Origin of the sequence: Janthinobacterium paucivorans (assembly GCF_051380805.1) — a bacterium.
GTDB classification, from domain to species: Bacteria; Pseudomonadota; Gammaproteobacteria; order Burkholderiales; family Burkholderiaceae_D; genus Janthinobacterium; species Janthinobacterium lividum_D.
On sequence record NZ_JBNYXR010000011.1, the window covers coordinates 63588 to 77886 of the forward strand.

Here is a 14299-nt window from a genome sequence, read left to right on the forward strand (position 1 = left end):
TCTTTACAAGGAAATGGGGACGAAAACCAAGGTAATTCTTGCTCTTTTTTTGTGCAAAAAAATACGCAAAGTCGGACGCTAAGATGATTTGATTGTAAAGGGGATTCTTGTGGATTAATTCTGGTAATACAGGGGACTAGCAATAGATAGTTTTTGATGCGACAATTTAACCAAATAATATTAATTTTGGGGGTGACGGTAATGCTGGACAAGATCAGTAAGAAAATCTTGATGGAATTGCAAAGCGATGGACGCATCAGCAATGTGGAGCTGGCCGCGCGCGTTAACCTGTCGCCGGCCGCTTGCCTGGAGCGCGTGCGCAAGTTGCACGAATCCGGTTACATCATGGGCTATACGGCACAGTTGAACCCGCAGCTGCTCGACGTGTCGCTGTTGGTGTTCATCGAAGTCGTGCTCGATCGCACGACGCCGGAAGTGTTTGACGCCTTCAAGCATAGCGTACAAATCATTCCAGAGGTACTCGAATGTCATATGGTCGCTGGCGGCTTCGATTACTTGGTCAAGGCACGCGTCAAGGACATGGCCGCCTACCGCGAATTCCTGGGCAAGACGTTGTTGCAGAAAGGTGTGCGCGAAACCCACACTTATGCCGTCATGGAAGAGGTAAAAAATACCACCAAATTGCCGATTAAGTGAGCGTATTGCAGCTAGCCAACTTTTATGATTGAGCTATCGGAGCAAATGTTGTAGGGTAGAGCTACAATTCTGCTATCCGGTAGCCGCCTGAAACGCCGCGCAGACGTCACGTTCAGGGTGCAAGGTGGGCAATCGTGCCCAGTCGCATACGGCTATAGCACGTTCCCCTGGGGACGTGACGGGTTCGTGCAGCGGGGGACAAATGAAGCAGTTGCAGCATCAGCTGGTGCGTATCCTTGTGTTGACCATCCTGGCAATGGCCGTGGCCTGTTGTCTGGTCTTTCTTCTGCTGCTTTTCGGCGGCGACCATCCGTATCTGATTGCCTGCTTGGCCGCTGCCATTGGCGCTGCGCTGCTGGCGTTCGACGGCCGCACGCGTGCTGAGCATGGCTTGCACCAGTTTGCCGACACGGTGGGCAAGGCCATCGACGCTATCATGATAGGCGCCGCAGAAACCTCGTACTTTGTCGATTCCGTCAAACAAAAGGTGGAACTCGATGTGCGCACCGCCAGTGAGATCGCCGACAGCTCCGCACAAAATGCCGTGACGACGGAAAAGATCGCCGCCAACGCGGAACGTGCCGCCAAGGTAGCTGCCGGCGTGCGCGTGGAAAGCGTGGCGGCGCGCGCCGAAGTGGACCAGGGCTTGCGCCGCATCAATAAGGCACGCGAGGAAGCACAAGGCGCCTCAGGCACCATGCTGAGCTTGCAGGAAAAATCCAAGCGCATCACCGGTTTTACGGAAGCCATTTCCGATATTTCTGCACGCACCAATTTGCTGGCGCTGAACGCCGCCATCGAAGCTGCGCGCGCCGGTGAACACGGGCGCGGTTTTGCCGTAGTGGCCGGCGAAGTGCGGCAACTGGCGCAGCGCACCAAGGAAGCTTCCGATGAAATCAGCGTGATGGTGCGCGAAATCAATGAGCAGTCGGAAAAAGCGGCGCGCGGCATGAGTTTATTGGCGACGGGCGTGACGGAAGCGGCGCGCAATGTGGAAAGCGTGCATGCGTCGCTCACCCACATCGAGGAATCCTCGGGCGTGTCGGAAGACGAGATCGGGCAAATCGCCCATGCCTCGCGCGAACACGTCGACACGACGCAGCTGATCGCCGACGCCATCCTGAAAATCCGCGACAGCATGCTGTCGACGAATGTCGAATTGCCGCGCGCCACGCAGTCGGCCATGGCCCTGGCCGAGCGCGCCGAAGTGATCGCCGGCGCCCTGGGCGAATCGGGTGTGAGCACGCCGCACGATGAGATCCGTATCGCGGCACAGCGCGCCGCGCGCGAGGTGGGCAAACTGTTCGAGCAAGCTATCGCTGCCGGGCGCATCACGCGCGAAGCCCTGTTCGACCGCCACTATCGCCCTATCCCGAACACCAATCCGCCCAAGCACAACACGAAGTTCGACGCGTTTACGGACAAGGTATTGCCGGACCTGCAGGAAAGCGTGCTGGCCGCCCTGCCCTACCTGGCGTATGCGGGCGCTGTCGACAACAATGGATATTTTCCAACGCACAACAAGAAATTTTCGCAGCCGCTGACGGGCGATTACGCCATCGATATCGTGAATAACCGCACCAAGCGCATCTTCAGTGACCGCACTGGGTCGCGCTGCGGCAGCAATACCAAACCGTTCCTGTTGCAGACGTACAAGCGCGACACGGGCGAAGTCATGCATGATTTATCTGTGCCCATCCACGTCGATGGCAAGCATTGGGGTGGTTTCCGAATCGGCTATCGCTCCAGCAACCACGCATAGCAAAACGCCTGATGCATCCTCATCAGGCGTTTTTTCTTGAGCCAGCTACGCTTTATTCCATATGCGGCTTGGCCGCCACACCGCCGCCGGCCGCCGTGGCCGTGCGCAGGGTGGGCGTGTTCATGCTTTCCAGATGATTACGCAGCCATTTGTGGGCGGGGCTGCGAGCGTCGCGTTCGTGCCATAGCATGTCCAGGTGGACGGCTGGCAGGGTCAGCGGCAGGTCCTTGTGCAGCAGCGATTCCGTCATGCCCGTCGAGGCGATCAAGTGGCGCGGCAAGACCGTGATCAGGTCGGAATTGGCCACTACGCGTCCGGCCGTGAAGAACTGGTTGACCGTCAGCAAGATGCGCCGCTCGCGATGGATTTGCGACAGCGCCTCGTCGATCAAGCCATGCGCGCGGCCGGAAAAACTCACCAATAAATGGTTCGCTGCGCAATAGTTATCCAAGGTCAATTCTTTGTCGGCCAGCGGATGGCCACGCCGCATCACACACACATATTTACCGGAATACAGGCGCTCATGGCGGATGGGCGAACCCGTTTCGCTCGACAATTGCGCCGCCACGCCGGGGAAGAAGCCCACGGCCAGGTCGATATCGCCGCGCAGCAGCATGGGACGCGGTTCGCGCGTAGTCAGTGGCATCATGCGCACATTCACGCCCGGTGCCTCACTTTCGATCGAGCGCATCAGGGAGGGCAGCCAGAACGCGGCGGTCGCGTCGGCCATGGCCATGCGGAAGGTGGCATGTGTTTTCGACACGTCGAAGGTTTCCGGCGTGACGGCCGCTTCCAGGCTGGCAAGGGCCGAGCGCACGGACGGCCACAGCGCTTCGGCACGGGGCGTCGGTTTCACGCCATACGCCGTGCGTATCAGCAATTCGTCACCGAGGCTTTCGCGCAGGCGTTTGATGGCATTCGATACCGCCGGCTGCGTCATCGCCAGGTGGCCGGCTGCGCGCGTCAGGTTTTGTTCCGTCATGACGGCGTCGAAAACACGCAGCAAGTTCAGATCCAGCGTCAGAAAACTCATGGAAAGCCCAAGGTAAAAGTTGAATTGATTACTTAGGAGTGTAAACCGCGCCGGGCGCAAAAATTTTCACTCACAAAAAATATTACAGTTTTCCATTCACGATTCATATAATTGGTATCAGGAAATGGAATTAGATTTATATGTTGCACTGCACTATAGTACTCACAAATTCTATAATGCACAGGAACAGTATGTCCACCTTCGCCTCCGCCTTGTACGCAGTATCCGCACCCGTGCTGGAGATTTCCCTGCTGAACACCCTGCAACTCGTGCTGGTGATCGTCGCCGTGGGCGCATTCTCCCTGCTGTTCAAGCCTTTGCTGGTGGGCATCGCCCGCGCCATGGTACTGCTGGTGCGTCCCAAACTGAGCCGCGAAGAGCGTCAGGCGCGTCAACAGATGCGCGAAGCACGAGCCTTGCAACGCACCCTGGGCAAGATGGATGGCGTGTCGCCCAGCAATGCCGCCGAATTGCGCGCTCTGTCGACACGCGCCTGAGCGATAAACTGTTGCACAATGATACGCCGGCGTGAGCCGGCTTTTTTACGCCCGCGTTTTTGTTCAGGCCACGTCGCCCAGCAAATGCGTGCGCAATACGGCGTCAGCCGGCTGGCCACCGATCCAGATTTTCAGCAGCGCAGTGTAAAAGGCCAGCTCCGGCACCGTGTCGCCCAGCTTGACCCCGCCTACCTCGACGGTCAGTGCAGCTTGTGCGACGGCGGCGCACAGACAGGCACAAGCCAGGGGGCGGCCCAAACGGGATGTGCTGATGTGCATCTTCTACCTCCGTGGAAAGCATAGACTGTGGAGATGTCAGCACGCAGTGTAGAACGGTTGGCAGCGCTGCGCGGGCGGCGCTGAGGCGCTGGAGCAATGCTTAGGCCTTCGTCGCAGGCAGTTCCGCCTGCAGGCGTTCGTACTTGGCCATCAATTGCTCCGGGCTTTCGCGCCAGGCGGGATTGAAGGGGATGCAGCTGACGGGGCACACTTGCTGGCATTGCGGCTCGTCAAAGTGTCCCACGCATTCGGTGCATTTGTTGGGATCGATTTCGTAGATTTCCGCGCCCATATAGATCGCATCATTCGGGCACTCTGGCTCGCAAATGTCGCAATTGATGCATTCGTCGGTGATCAGTAATGCCATGATTTCACTCTTACTTATTGCGATGATGCAGCGTTGGCAGCAATCTTTTTTTGCAGCCAGCGGTTCACCGAGGGGAAGACAAACTTGGAGACGTCCCCGCCCAGCGCCGCGATTTCGCGCACGATGGTGCCCGAAATGAACTGGTACTGGTCGGACGGCGTCAGGAACATGGTTTCGACATCGGGCAGCAGGTAGCGGTTCATGCCTGCCATCTGGAATTCGTATTCGAAGTCTGAAACGGCGCGCAAGCCGCGCACGATGACTCTAGCTTCGTGCGTGCGCACGAAATCCTTGAGCAGGCCGGAAAAGCTTTCCACCTGCACATTCGGATAGTGACCCAGCACTTCATTGGCGATTTCCAGGCGTTCGTCGAGCGAGAAAAACGGTTGCTTGTTCTTGCTGTCGGCCACACCGACGATCAGCTTGTCAAACAGACCCGATGCGCGGCGCACCAAATCTTCATGACCGCGCGTGAGCGGATCGAACGTTCCTGGATAAACGGCTACAACCATTGCGGCTCCCTAACGATGCACCAATATAGACGCGCATTATGCCTGAAATTGGTGCTGCGCCCGGGGCCAGGAAGCCATTTTGCCTCATTTATAGGCAGATTCAGGCAGTTGCCGGCACTTTGTTGTAAGTTAGCAAATGATAATAAACGGTGCCCGCCTTGTCGGCGCGGATGACTTCCCACCCTGCCATCCACTCTGGTTTTTCCAGTGTGCTGCTGTCATCGAATACCAGCGACAAGCCCGATTCCGCGTAAATCATGCCACCTTCCTTGAGCAGCTTGGCGCACAAAGGCAATACCTTGGCCAGGAAATCTTGCTGGTATGGCGGATCGAGGAAGATCAGGTCGAAACGCTGGCCGCGCGAGGCCATGCCTTGCGCCGTCAACAGGGCGTCGCCGCGCAGCAGCTCAACGTTGTCGGCGCGTAATTTCACCTTGTTCTGTTCCAGCTGGCGGATCACGGGTGTGTGCGTGTCGACCATGGTGACGGCGGCGGCGCCGCGGCTGGCCGCTTCGAAGCCCAGTGCGCCGCTGCCGGCGAACAGGTCCAGCACCTGGGCGTTGGCCCAGTCGCCATCGCGCAAGTGGTTGATCCAGTTAAATACGGTTTCACGCACGCGGTCCGGTGTCGGGCGCAAACCGAGTGCCTGTAAAACAGGCAGTACGGAGCGTTTCCACTGGCCGCCGATGATGCGTACTTGGTTCGGTGGCGGCGCGTGGTGGACAGGGACTTTGGCGGGTTTTTTTATCTTTTTTTGCATGGGGATTTCTTCAATTCGATGGCGGCCACTATAGCATAATGCCCCAGCTCCCCTGCTGGCGCTGCCTGTCTATTTGGGCTGTGCCGCCAGGGAATTGAAATCGTCGATCCAGCCCTGCATGCGCTTGATGGCGTGGGCTTTTTGCGCCGGCGTGGTGATCTTGATCAGCGTCAAGACCATCTGCGCCGTGCTCGCTTCGTAGCTGTCAAAAAAAGCCTTGTGCTCGGAATGTTCCAGGCGCTCGAAACTGTCCTTGATCAGCGTCGTGAGCAAGGCTGTGGCGGCTTCCTTGCCGAGTTTTTCTTGCTGGACTTTCTTGACCAGGCCCAATACGTTCTGTTGACGCCGCATGCGTTCGTCGAGCCAGATGTCATTGTTCAGCGGGCGCGCGTCCGATGCTTTGCGTATGATGGCTTCCTGCTCGCTGCTGAAGCTGCCGAACCACAATTCGAATTGCTCCATGGCTTTCTTGTAGCGCAGTTTCTGGCGCTTGTCTTGGTCACCGCTCAGATATTTCTTGCGGTAATCGTCATTGTTCGACTTGAACTTTTTCTCCACCTGCGCGATCTGCTCGGGCTTGAGTGAGCGTGCCAGCTCGGCCAGCTCGGGCGCCGCTTTCAGCAGCAGCGCCTGGGTGCGTTGCTTGATCTCGCTATAATCGGCCATCAGGTCCGCTTGCGTGATATTGCCTTGCAGCTGCTTCTGGCCCGTGCGCAAAATTTCCACGTAATCCTTCAATTGCGTCTTGCGGTGCCAGTCAAACAGCTTGTCGATGTCTTCGCGCACCCAGCCTTTCTGGTCGCGGTCCAGGTCGACATAGGCGTTCAGCCACCAGTACAGCACGGTATCGCCATTGTTGTAGGCCAGGCGCAAGCCGCTGCAGCCGGCCATGACAACCAGCACGATGGCCAGCACGGCATAAGTAATGCGCTTGAAGGGCGTGGAAGACGGGGGCTGCGTGTTAAACTTTTTCATATTATTAACTTATAAAAATTACGCACTATGAACGTTGTCATTCTCGCTGCTGGTATGGGCAAACGCATGCAGTCGGCACTGCCCAAGGTATTGCACCCGCTGGCTGGCAAGCCGCTGTTGTCGCACGTCATCGACACGGCGCGCAGCCTGGCGCCGTCTCGATTATGCGTGATTTATGGGCATGGGGGCGCAGCGGTCCTGAAGTTGCTTGACAGCTACAACGCCAGCCACGCCGTACAGATCGACGCCGCAGAGCAGGCCCAGCAGCTGGGCACCGGCCACGCCGTCCAGCAAGCGCTGTCTTTGCTCGATGACGCCGTGCCGACCCTGATCCTGTACGGCGATGTGCCGCTGACCAGCGCCGCCTCCCTGCAGCAACTGGTGCAAGCGGCCGGCAAGGACCAGCTGGCCATCCTGACCGTGGAACAGGACGATCCCTTCGGCTTGGGCCGCATCGTGCGCGAGCACGGCGCCATCGTGCGCATCGTCGAGGAAAAAGATGCCACGCCGTCCGAACGGGCCATCCGCGAAATCAATAGCGGCATCATGGTCGCGCCCACTGTGGCGCTGAAGAAGTGGCTGTCGGCTTTGTCGAATGACAATGCCCAAGGGGAATACTATCTGACCGATATCGTCGCCCAGGCCGTCGCCGATGGCGTCGCCGTCACCTCGGCGCATCCGGCTGCCGTGTGGGAAGTGGCGGGCGTCAACAGCAAGGTCCAGCTGGCGCAGCTGGAACGCATACACCAGAACAATATCGCGCAAGCGTTGCTGGAGCGGGGGGTGACCCTGTTTGATCCGGCCCGCATCGATGTGCGCGGCGAACTCATCTGCGGCCGTGATGTCAGCATCGACGTCGGCTGCGTGTTCGAAGGCCGCGTGGAATTGGGCGATGGCGTGCGCGTCGGTGCCAACAATGTCATCATCAACGCCACCGTGGCCGCTGGTGCGCACATCAAGCCGTTTTGTCATATCGAGGACGCCGTCGTCGGTGCTGCCTCTCTCATCGGCCCTTACGCGCGTTTGCGCCCGGGTACGGTATTGGCAGAAGACGTGCATATCGGCAACTTTGTCGAAGTGAAAAATAGCCAGGTCGCCGCGCACAGCAAGGCCAACCATCTGGCATACATCGGCGACGCCAGCATCGGTTCGAGGGTCAACATCGGCGCCGGCACGATTACTTGCAACTACGATGGCGTCAACAAGTTCCGCACCGTTATCGAAGACGACGCCTTCATTGGCAGCGACAGCCAGCTGATCGCACCTGTTACCGTCGGCAAGGGGGCCACCCTGGGCGCCGGCACGACGCTGTCGAAAGATGCGCCGGCCGGCAAGTTGACGGTCTCGCGCGCGCGGCAAGTGAGTATCGAGGGTTGGACGCGCCCCGAGAAAATCAAGAAGTAAGCTGCGCCGTCCACTGTTGCACACAGGCAGGCCTTGCAGCCCGCCTGTGGATAACTATGTGGGTAAAGTGTCGCACAAGTGGCGCACAAGCCTGTGTACAAACCCGTGCATAAGCTTTAGCCAGGTCTCTCTCTACCGCTTGGCGCGCGCCTCGTGCTGCCTTTTTCTTCGATTGTCGCTCGCTGCCAGCGGTGCAGCGGTGTTTATCCCCGTATTGTGGACAAGTCTGTGCATAAGGGCGCGCATAAGCGCTGTAATATCGGTGTATAAGTAGGGATAACTGTACTTCAGTGCCGTTTATCCACGCATGGCCGTGGATAAACCTGTGGAAAAGTGTGTGCATCGCCGGTGGATAGCGTCGTGGAAATTGGACGTTGAGCGAAACTCAGCGATTTGCGATTAATGCAATCGGGAACGCGGGCGCAAACGTGGGCGAAAATCAGGCGGGCAGGCGCAAGGCGAAGCTGATGGTGCCGTTGTTGCCGGCGCTGTCGAGGGTGACCTGGCCGCCGTGCAATTTGGCGATGCGTTGCACCAGGTACAGGCCCAAGCCGGCGCCAGGCTTGTGCTGGGCAATGCGGCCGCGGAAGTATTTCTGGAACAGGCGCGCGATTTCATCTGCAGGCACGGGCTCGCCCGCATTGCTGACGATGATCTGTACGCGGCCATCATCGAGTGTGACAGCTTGCACACGAATTGCCTGGGCCTGCGGCGCATACCGGTCAGCATTGCTGAGCAAATTGCGCAGGGCCACGCGCAGCAGGCTGGCATCGGCCATGATGCTGTCGGGCAGCGCCTGCACACTGGCGTCGATGCGGCCATCGGGCCATTCGGCCAGCACGGCTTGCAGCAGGGCGCGCAAGTCGCATGGCTGCTGACAGAGCGTCGCCGCGCTCGTTTCCATGCGGTCGGCGCTCAGGTATTCATCCACCAGTGCCGCCATGCGGCTGCTTGCTGCGCGTAAATTCTGGCAGCGCTGCAAGGTTTTTTCCCGTGGCGCTTCCGTGTTGCGGGCAATTTGCTGGGCCGTGGTGTTGATGATGGCGAGCGGCGTGTGGAATTCATGCGACACCATGGCAACGAAATCCTGCTGTTCTTCGCGCGTGCGGGTTTCCACTTCCAGGGCAGCCCGCAATTCTCCTTCGAGCACGGCGCGCCGGCCGATTTCCTGTTGCAGCGCCAGCGTGCGCTGCGCCACCTGCTCTTCCAAGCGTTCATTGAGTGCGCGCACGGCATGCACAGCCTCGGCCTGTGCCCTGTCTTTGGCGCGGCGCAATTCGGCGTAACGTCGGTTCAGGCGCAGGCTCATCAGCATCATGTGGACAAAGGCGCCCAGGGTGGCTGCATGGTTGCTCCAGAAATTCGGCGGCACCAAGGCCATGTTGCGCAAGAAGCTGATGATGACACCGGCGTAGAAAATGCCAAAAATGAATAGAAAGGCACGCGCCGGGCGATGGCCGCGCAGCGCCAGCCAGCTGGCCAGGCAGGTCAGTAGTGCGATCAGCGGCAAGGCTGTCATTTGCACCATCAGCACGCCTGCGGCATAGTCGCCGTGCAGTACCAGCAGCGCCCCACACAGGGTGGTGGCGGCCGTGATGCCCACCACCGCGCGGCTGAAACGCGGATACACAGCGGGCAGCTCCAGTTGCAAGGTGGAAAAACGCGCGCCGGCGGCAAGCGACATGGCCATCGATATGCCCAGCATGGGGTCGGACAGCTGATTTGGCATGGTGAAGATTTGCTGGGGGATGGCGATGGTCAGCGCCTCCGTGATGGCACTCGTCGTTACATATAACAGGTACCAGCCGCTGTGGGCCTCGCGTGTCATGCGCCAGAAAAAGATATGAAACAGGATCAGCAGTAAATAACTGCCGAACTGCAAGCCGTAATACAGGTATTCGCGGCGCGAGGAAGCGTCGAAGCTGGCGCTGGGCAACAACGTCAGCTCGGTCGACATGGCTTTCTTGCTGGTCAGCCTTATCAGCCAGCGCTGCGGCTGATCCGGCTGCAACTGCACGGGAAACACCACCTGGCGCGCATCGATGGGCCAGGCGTTGCGGATCACGTTGGCACCCGCCTGTTGCAGCAGCCAGTGTCCAGCCCTATCCTGGCGATACAGGCGTACGTCATCGAGTCCTGCGTTGCTAAAGCGCAACACCCATTCATCGGCTGACTGCGCCGCGCGTGTTACCTCTAGGCTCAACCAGATGGCATCTTGCGTATAGCCGGCACTCACGGCGCCAGGCAGTGGCTGCCAGCCTGACGCGGCCAGCGCGGCCTGCGGATCGAGCTGTCCGGAAGTGTCGCGCAGCATCTGCATATGGCCGCTGGCCGACACGGGCTGACCGCTGGCCGGTAGCGTGAGTGGCGCCGACATGGGCGCGGCCAGCCCGGCCGAGGGTTGCAAGGTGGCGAACAAGAGGGCAAGGGCGAACAGGATTTTCATGGCGCAGGAGCTTATCATGCGGTGCATGAAGCCCTTGCGGCTTACTTCTCGGCAGCATGACGATCGGTTATCCTTGCGCCATGTTGAACCTCATTTTGCTTGAAGACGAAGCCGTGCTGCGGCAGGAATTGGCCGAGTTTCTCGGCGACTGCGGCTACCGCGTGACCGCCGTGGCCGATATGGCGGCGTTTCATGCCTGTTACGCACCGGCGCTGCACCGCATCGCCGTGATTGACTTGGGCTTGCCCGACGGCGAAGGCATGCTGCTGGTGCGCGCCTTGCGGGAGCAGGGGCGGCCCATCGGCATCGTCGTGTTTACGGCGCGCGGCACGACGCGCGACAAGGTGAACGGGCTCAGTGGCGGCGCCGACTATTATCTGCCCAAGAGCGCCGACCTCGACGAACTGGCCGCCACCCTGGGCGCGCTGGTGCGGCGCCTGGGCGAGTCGGCCGCTGCTGTCAGCGTCGCGCCCGTTACGGCCTGGGTGCTGGAATTGGGGCCACGCCGTCTGCTGCCGCCCGGTGGCGAGGCCATCGCGTTGTCGCAACAGGATGTCACGGTGTTGCACGTCCTGATGGCGGAACCGGAGCACATCGTCAGTCGCCAGCAGATCGTCCAGTCCATGGACGAGGATTTTCTCAGTTATGACCAGCGCCGCCTGGATACCCAGATCAGCCGCCTGCGGCGCAAGGTCGAGCAGGCCTGCGGCATGACCTTGCCCATCAACACCGCGCGCAATGCCGGCTACCGGTTTTATGCCGACGCGCAAGTGTGTCTCTGAGTTTTTCGCCTGTGAAGGCTGTGGATAAACCTGTCGACAAGTGGTGCAAAAGCCTGTTGGCAAGCTGTGTGAAAGCGGTGTAAAAGTCACTCTAGCAAAGCCTTGTTCTGGCGGCATGCATGAGCAGTACTGGCTTGCCGGGTGCGGCGTCGTCGCGTCTGGAGATGGTGGCAGAAAAATGCCGATGCCATCACTCATGCAGCGTAGCCCGCTTGTGCATAAGCCTGTGCAAAAGTGCCGTATAAGCGGTGTGCAAGATGCGTACAAACATGTGGGTAAGCGGTGGATAATCGGCTGTTGCTACATCAGACGGCGATGCGCGTCTCGAACTTGCTGCGCAATGTGGAAAAATAGCTTTTCACATTGCGCACATTCGCGTGCGCAGCAAACAGACGGTGCGCCAGCGCATGGTAGGCGGGCATGTCGGCCACCTGCACCATCAGCACGAAGTCGGGGCCGGGCGAGACGCGGTAGCACTGCAGTACGGCCGCTTCCAGCGCCACAAGTTGTTCGAATTCGGCCATGCGTTCAGCCGCTTGCACGTCGAGCGTGATTTCCACGATGGCCGTCAGGCGCGCCCCCACCAGTTGCGGCGCGACGATGGCCACCTGCCGCTCGATGACGCCGCTTTCCGTCAAATGCTTGACGCGCCGCAAACAGGTGGGCGCCGAAACATGCACCAAACGCGCCAGCTCACTGTTGGTCTGCGATGCATCAATTTGCAAGGCGTTCAGGATGCGACGATCAATTTCGTCGAGGATGATGTTGTGTTCGCTCATGATTTTGATGAATTGGAAAATATATCGAGTCTAAATGAAATAATATTTCACCGCAAAATAGTCATGAAATATTTGGTCAAAAATATACCTATTTAGAAAGCATATTTCATGCACTCTGCATTAGCATGCGTGCATTGATGAATTTTTAGACAGAGGTTTCCATGTGCGGCATCGTCGGCGCGGTAGCGCAACGTAATATCACTCCCATCCTGCTCGAAGGCTTGAAGCGCCTGGAATACCGTGGCTACGATTCCTGCGGCATCGCCCTGCATGCCGATGGCCGTTTGCAGCGTTCGCGCTCCACGTCGCGCGTCGCCGAGCTGGAAAAGCAGATCGGCGAAGAAGGCTTGAGCGGTTTTACGGGCATCGCCCACACGCGCTGGGCCACGCATGGCGCCCCTGTTTCCTTCAATGCCCACCCGCACTTTTCCCCAACGGAAGAAAACGCCCGCGTAGCGCTGGTGCACAACGGCATCATTGAAAATCATGATGAATTGCGCGCCGAGCTGACGGCCTTGGGTTACGTCTTCCAGAGCCAGACGGACACGGAAGTGATTGCCCACCTGGTCGAACACATGTACAACGGCGACTTGTTCGAGACCGTGCAGCAAGCCGTGAAACGCCTCGATGGCGCGTATGCGATTGCCGTGTTCTGCCGCGACGAGCCGCACCGCGTGGTGGCTGCGCGCCAGGGCTCGCCCCTGATCGTCGGCCTGGGCAATGGTGAAAATTTTGTCGCCTCCGACGCCATGGCGCTGGCCGGCACGACGGACCAGATCATCTACCTGGAAGAAGGCGATGTGGTCGACCTGCAACTGTCGCGCTGCTGGATCGTCGACGTCGATGGCAAGTCCGTTGAACGCGAAGTGAAAACCGTGCATGCGCACACCGGGGCAGCCGAGCTGGGTCCGTACCGCCACTACATGCAAAAGGAAATTTTTGAGCAGCCGCGCGCCATCGGCGACACGCTAGAAGGCGTGACCGGCATCATGCCGGAACTGTTCGGCGACAACGCCTATGCCATCTTCAAGCAGATCGACCGCGTGCTGATCCTGGCCTGCGGCACCAGCTCGTATGCGGGCATGACCGCCAAGTACTGGATCGAAGCGATCGCCAAAGTGCCCGTCAGCGTGGAAGTGGCCAGCGAATACCGCTACCGCGACAGCGTGCCGCACCCGAACACCCTGGTGGTGACGATTTCGCAAAGCGGCGAAACGGCCGATACCCTGGCCGCCCTGAAGCATGCGCGCAGCCTGGGCATGCTGCACACCTTAACCATCTGCAACGTGGCCACCAGCGCCATGGTGCGCGAATGCGCGCTGGCCTACATCACGCGCGCCGGCGTGGAAGTGGGCGTGGCGTCGACCAAAGCCTTCACGACGCAGCTGGCTGGCCTGTTCCTGCTGACCTTGTGCCTGGCGCAAGTCAACGGTCGCTTGAGCGAAGAACAGGAAGCGGCGCACCTGAAAGCCATGCGTCACCTGCCCGTCGCCATCGCGTCCGTGCTGGCGCTGGAGCCGCAAATCATCGCCTGGTCCGAAGAATTTGCGCGCAAGGAAAACGCCCTCTTCCTGGGCCGCGGCATGCATTATCCGATTGCCTTGGAAGGCGCGCTAAAACTGAAAGAAATTTCCTATATCCACGCCGAAGCGTATCCGGCCGGCGAATTGAAGCATGGCCCGCTGGCCCTGGTGACGAATGAAATGCCGGTCGTCACCATCGCACCGAACGATGCCCTGATCGAAAAGCTGAAATCGAATATGCAGGAAGTGCGCGCCCGTGGCGGCCAGCTGTACGTCTTTGCCGACGTCGATTCGCGCATCAGCTCCGGCGAAGGCTTGCACGTCATCCGCCTGCCCGAGCACTACGGCGATTTGTCGCCGATCCTGCACGTGGTGGCGCTGCAATTGCTGGCGTATCACACGGCACTGGCGCGCGGCACGGATGTGGACAAGCCGCGCAATTTGGCCAAATCGGTGACGGTGGAATAAGATCTGCCACTGCCTTACAAGGCAGTGTCAATCAATAAAAAAGTTTGACACAAAC

General features: G+C 59.2%; 14 protein-coding genes. 6 read left to right on the forward strand and 8 right to left on the reverse strand.

What is annotated here, in order from left to right:
• Positions 1-201: 201 nt before the first annotated feature.
• Together ACQ4V8_RS14510 and ACQ4V8_RS14515 are read left to right on the forward strand one after the other, a co-directional pair.
• Complete coding sequence (locus tag ACQ4V8_RS14510; RefSeq protein ID WP_010393827.1) at positions 202-657, forward strand: Lrp/AsnC ligand binding domain-containing protein; 456 nt, start codon at positions 202-204, stop codon at positions 655-657.
• A 202-nt stretch (positions 658-859) separates the two neighbouring features.
• Positions 860-2419, forward strand: a complete 1560-nt coding sequence (locus ACQ4V8_RS14515; protein WP_010393828.1) for a methyl-accepting chemotaxis protein — start codon at positions 860-862, stop codon at positions 2417-2419.
• A 52-nt stretch (positions 2420-2471) separates the two neighbouring features.
• On the opposite strand, the gene ACQ4V8_RS14520 is transcribed toward ACQ4V8_RS14515, so the two are convergent.
• The gene (locus ACQ4V8_RS14520; RefSeq protein ID WP_010393829.1) at positions 2472-3452 is read right to left on the reverse strand and encodes a LysR family transcriptional regulator; all 981 of its coding nucleotides are present in this window, start codon (positions 3450-3452) and stop codon (positions 2472-2474) included.
• A 191-nt stretch (positions 3453-3643) separates the two neighbouring features.
• On the opposite strand from ACQ4V8_RS14520, the gene ACQ4V8_RS14525 reads away from it, so the two are divergent.
• Positions 3644-3949 (forward strand): hypothetical protein, encoded by a 306-nt coding sequence (locus ACQ4V8_RS14525; RefSeq protein ID WP_010393830.1) that lies wholly within the window; start codon positions 3644-3646, stop codon positions 3947-3949.
• 63 nt (positions 3950-4012) lie between these two features.
• Here the strand turns inward: ACQ4V8_RS14525 and ACQ4V8_RS14530 are convergent, their stop codons facing one another.
• From ACQ4V8_RS14530 to ACQ4V8_RS14550, 5 genes are all read right to left on the reverse strand, one after another.
• A complete protein-coding gene (locus tag ACQ4V8_RS14530) occupies positions 4013-4228 on the reverse strand; it encodes a chalcone isomerase family protein (protein ID WP_070345995.1) in 216 nt (71 codons plus the stop codon).
• Positions 4229-4328: 100 nt separating this feature from the next.
• Positions 4329-4595 (reverse strand): YfhL family 4Fe-4S dicluster ferredoxin, encoded by a 267-nt coding sequence (locus ACQ4V8_RS14535; RefSeq protein WP_010393832.1) that lies wholly within the window; start codon positions 4593-4595, stop codon positions 4329-4331.
• A gap of 14 nt (positions 4596-4609) precedes the next feature.
• Positions 4610-5107, reverse strand: a complete 498-nt coding sequence (coaD, locus tag ACQ4V8_RS14540) for a pantetheine-phosphate adenylyltransferase (protein WP_010393833.1) — start codon at positions 5105-5107, stop codon at positions 4610-4612.
• Positions 5108-5207: 100 nt separating this feature from the next.
• Positions 5208-5867, reverse strand: coding sequence for a 16S rRNA (guanine(966)-N(2))-methyltransferase RsmD (gene rsmD / locus ACQ4V8_RS14545; protein ID WP_010393836.1), 660 nt, complete (start codon positions 5865-5867; stop codon positions 5208-5210).
• A gap of 69 nt (positions 5868-5936) precedes the next feature.
• On the reverse strand, positions 5937-6842 hold the full coding sequence (locus ACQ4V8_RS14550; RefSeq protein ID WP_010393839.1) for a DUF6279 family lipoprotein: 906 nt from the start codon (positions 6840-6842) through the stop codon (positions 5937-5939).
• A gap of 27 nt (positions 6843-6869) precedes the next feature.
• Here ACQ4V8_RS14550 and glmU point away from each other — a divergent pair, with 27 nt between their 5' ends.
• The gene (glmU, locus tag ACQ4V8_RS14555; RefSeq protein ID WP_436571719.1) at positions 6870-8246 is read left to right on the forward strand and encodes a bifunctional UDP-N-acetylglucosamine diphosphorylase/glucosamine-1-phosphate N-acetyltransferase GlmU; all 1377 of its coding nucleotides are present in this window, start codon (positions 6870-6872) and stop codon (positions 8244-8246) included.
• 439 nt (positions 8247-8685) lie between these two features.
• Here the strand turns inward: glmU and ACQ4V8_RS14560 are convergent, their stop codons facing one another.
• Positions 8686-10692 (reverse strand): sensor histidine kinase, encoded by a 2007-nt coding sequence (locus tag ACQ4V8_RS14560; protein ID WP_436571720.1) that lies wholly within the window; start codon positions 10690-10692, stop codon positions 8686-8688.
• A gap of 80 nt (positions 10693-10772) precedes the next feature.
• Between ACQ4V8_RS14560 and ACQ4V8_RS14565 the strand changes: the two genes are divergently transcribed.
• Entirely contained in the window at positions 10773-11474 is a 702-nt protein-coding gene (locus ACQ4V8_RS14565) for a response regulator transcription factor (protein WP_070346586.1), read from the forward strand.
• Positions 11475-11779: 305 nt separating this feature from the next.
• On the opposite strand, the gene ACQ4V8_RS14570 is transcribed toward ACQ4V8_RS14565, so the two are convergent.
• On the reverse strand, positions 11780-12253 hold the full coding sequence (locus ACQ4V8_RS14570; RefSeq protein ID WP_010393847.1) for an Lrp/AsnC family transcriptional regulator: 474 nt from the start codon (positions 12251-12253) through the stop codon (positions 11780-11782).
• 161 nt (positions 12254-12414) lie between these two features.
• Between ACQ4V8_RS14570 and glmS the strand changes: the two genes are divergently transcribed.
• Positions 12415-14244, forward strand: a complete 1830-nt coding sequence (gene glmS / locus ACQ4V8_RS14575) for a glutamine--fructose-6-phosphate transaminase (isomerizing) (protein ID WP_070345992.1) — start codon at positions 12415-12417, stop codon at positions 14242-14244.
• The last annotated feature ends 55 nt before the right edge of the window (positions 14245-14299 follow it).

Coding starts and splice junctions, on each gene's coding strand:
- ACQ4V8_RS14510 (WP_010393827.1), top strand. CDS start 202: ATGCTGGACAAGATCAGTAAGAAAATCTTGATGGAATTGCAAAGCGAT.
- ACQ4V8_RS14515 (WP_010393828.1), top strand. CDS start 860: ATGAAGCAGTTGCAGCATCAGCTGGTGCGTATCCTTGTGTTGACCATC.
- ACQ4V8_RS14520 (WP_010393829.1), bottom strand. CDS start 3,452: ATGAGTTTTCTGACGCTGGATCTGAACTTGCTGCGTGTTTTCGACGCC.
- ACQ4V8_RS14525 (WP_010393830.1), top strand. CDS start 3,644: ATGTCCACCTTCGCCTCCGCCTTGTACGCAGTATCCGCACCCGTGCTG.
- ACQ4V8_RS14530 (WP_070345995.1), bottom strand. CDS start 4,228: ATGCACATCAGCACATCCCGTTTGGGCCGCCCCCTGGCTTGTGCCTGT.
- ACQ4V8_RS14535 (WP_010393832.1), bottom strand. CDS start 4,595: ATGGCATTACTGATCACCGACGAATGCATCAATTGCGACATTTGCGAG.
- coaD (WP_010393833.1), bottom strand. CDS start 5,107: ATGGTTGTAGCCGTTTATCCAGGAACGTTCGATCCGCTCACGCGCGGT.
- rsmD (WP_010393836.1), bottom strand. CDS start 5,867: ATGCAAAAAAAGATAAAAAAACCCGCCAAAGTCCCTGTCCACCACGCG.
- ACQ4V8_RS14550 (WP_010393839.1), bottom strand. CDS start 6,842: ATGAAAAAGTTTAACACGCAGCCCCCGTCTTCCACGCCCTTCAAGCGC.
- glmU (WP_436571719.1), top strand. CDS start 6,870: ATGAACGTTGTCATTCTCGCTGCTGGTATGGGCAAACGCATGCAGTCG.
- ACQ4V8_RS14560 (WP_436571720.1), bottom strand. CDS start 10,692: ATGAAAATCCTGTTCGCCCTTGCCCTCTTGTTCGCCACCTTGCAACCC.
- ACQ4V8_RS14565 (WP_070346586.1), top strand. CDS start 10,773: ATGTTGAACCTCATTTTGCTTGAAGACGAAGCCGTGCTGCGGCAGGAA.
- ACQ4V8_RS14570 (WP_010393847.1), bottom strand. CDS start 12,253: ATGAGCGAACACAACATCATCCTCGACGAAATTGATCGTCGCATCCTG.
- glmS (WP_070345992.1), top strand. CDS start 12,415: ATGTGCGGCATCGTCGGCGCGGTAGCGCAACGTAATATCACTCCCATC.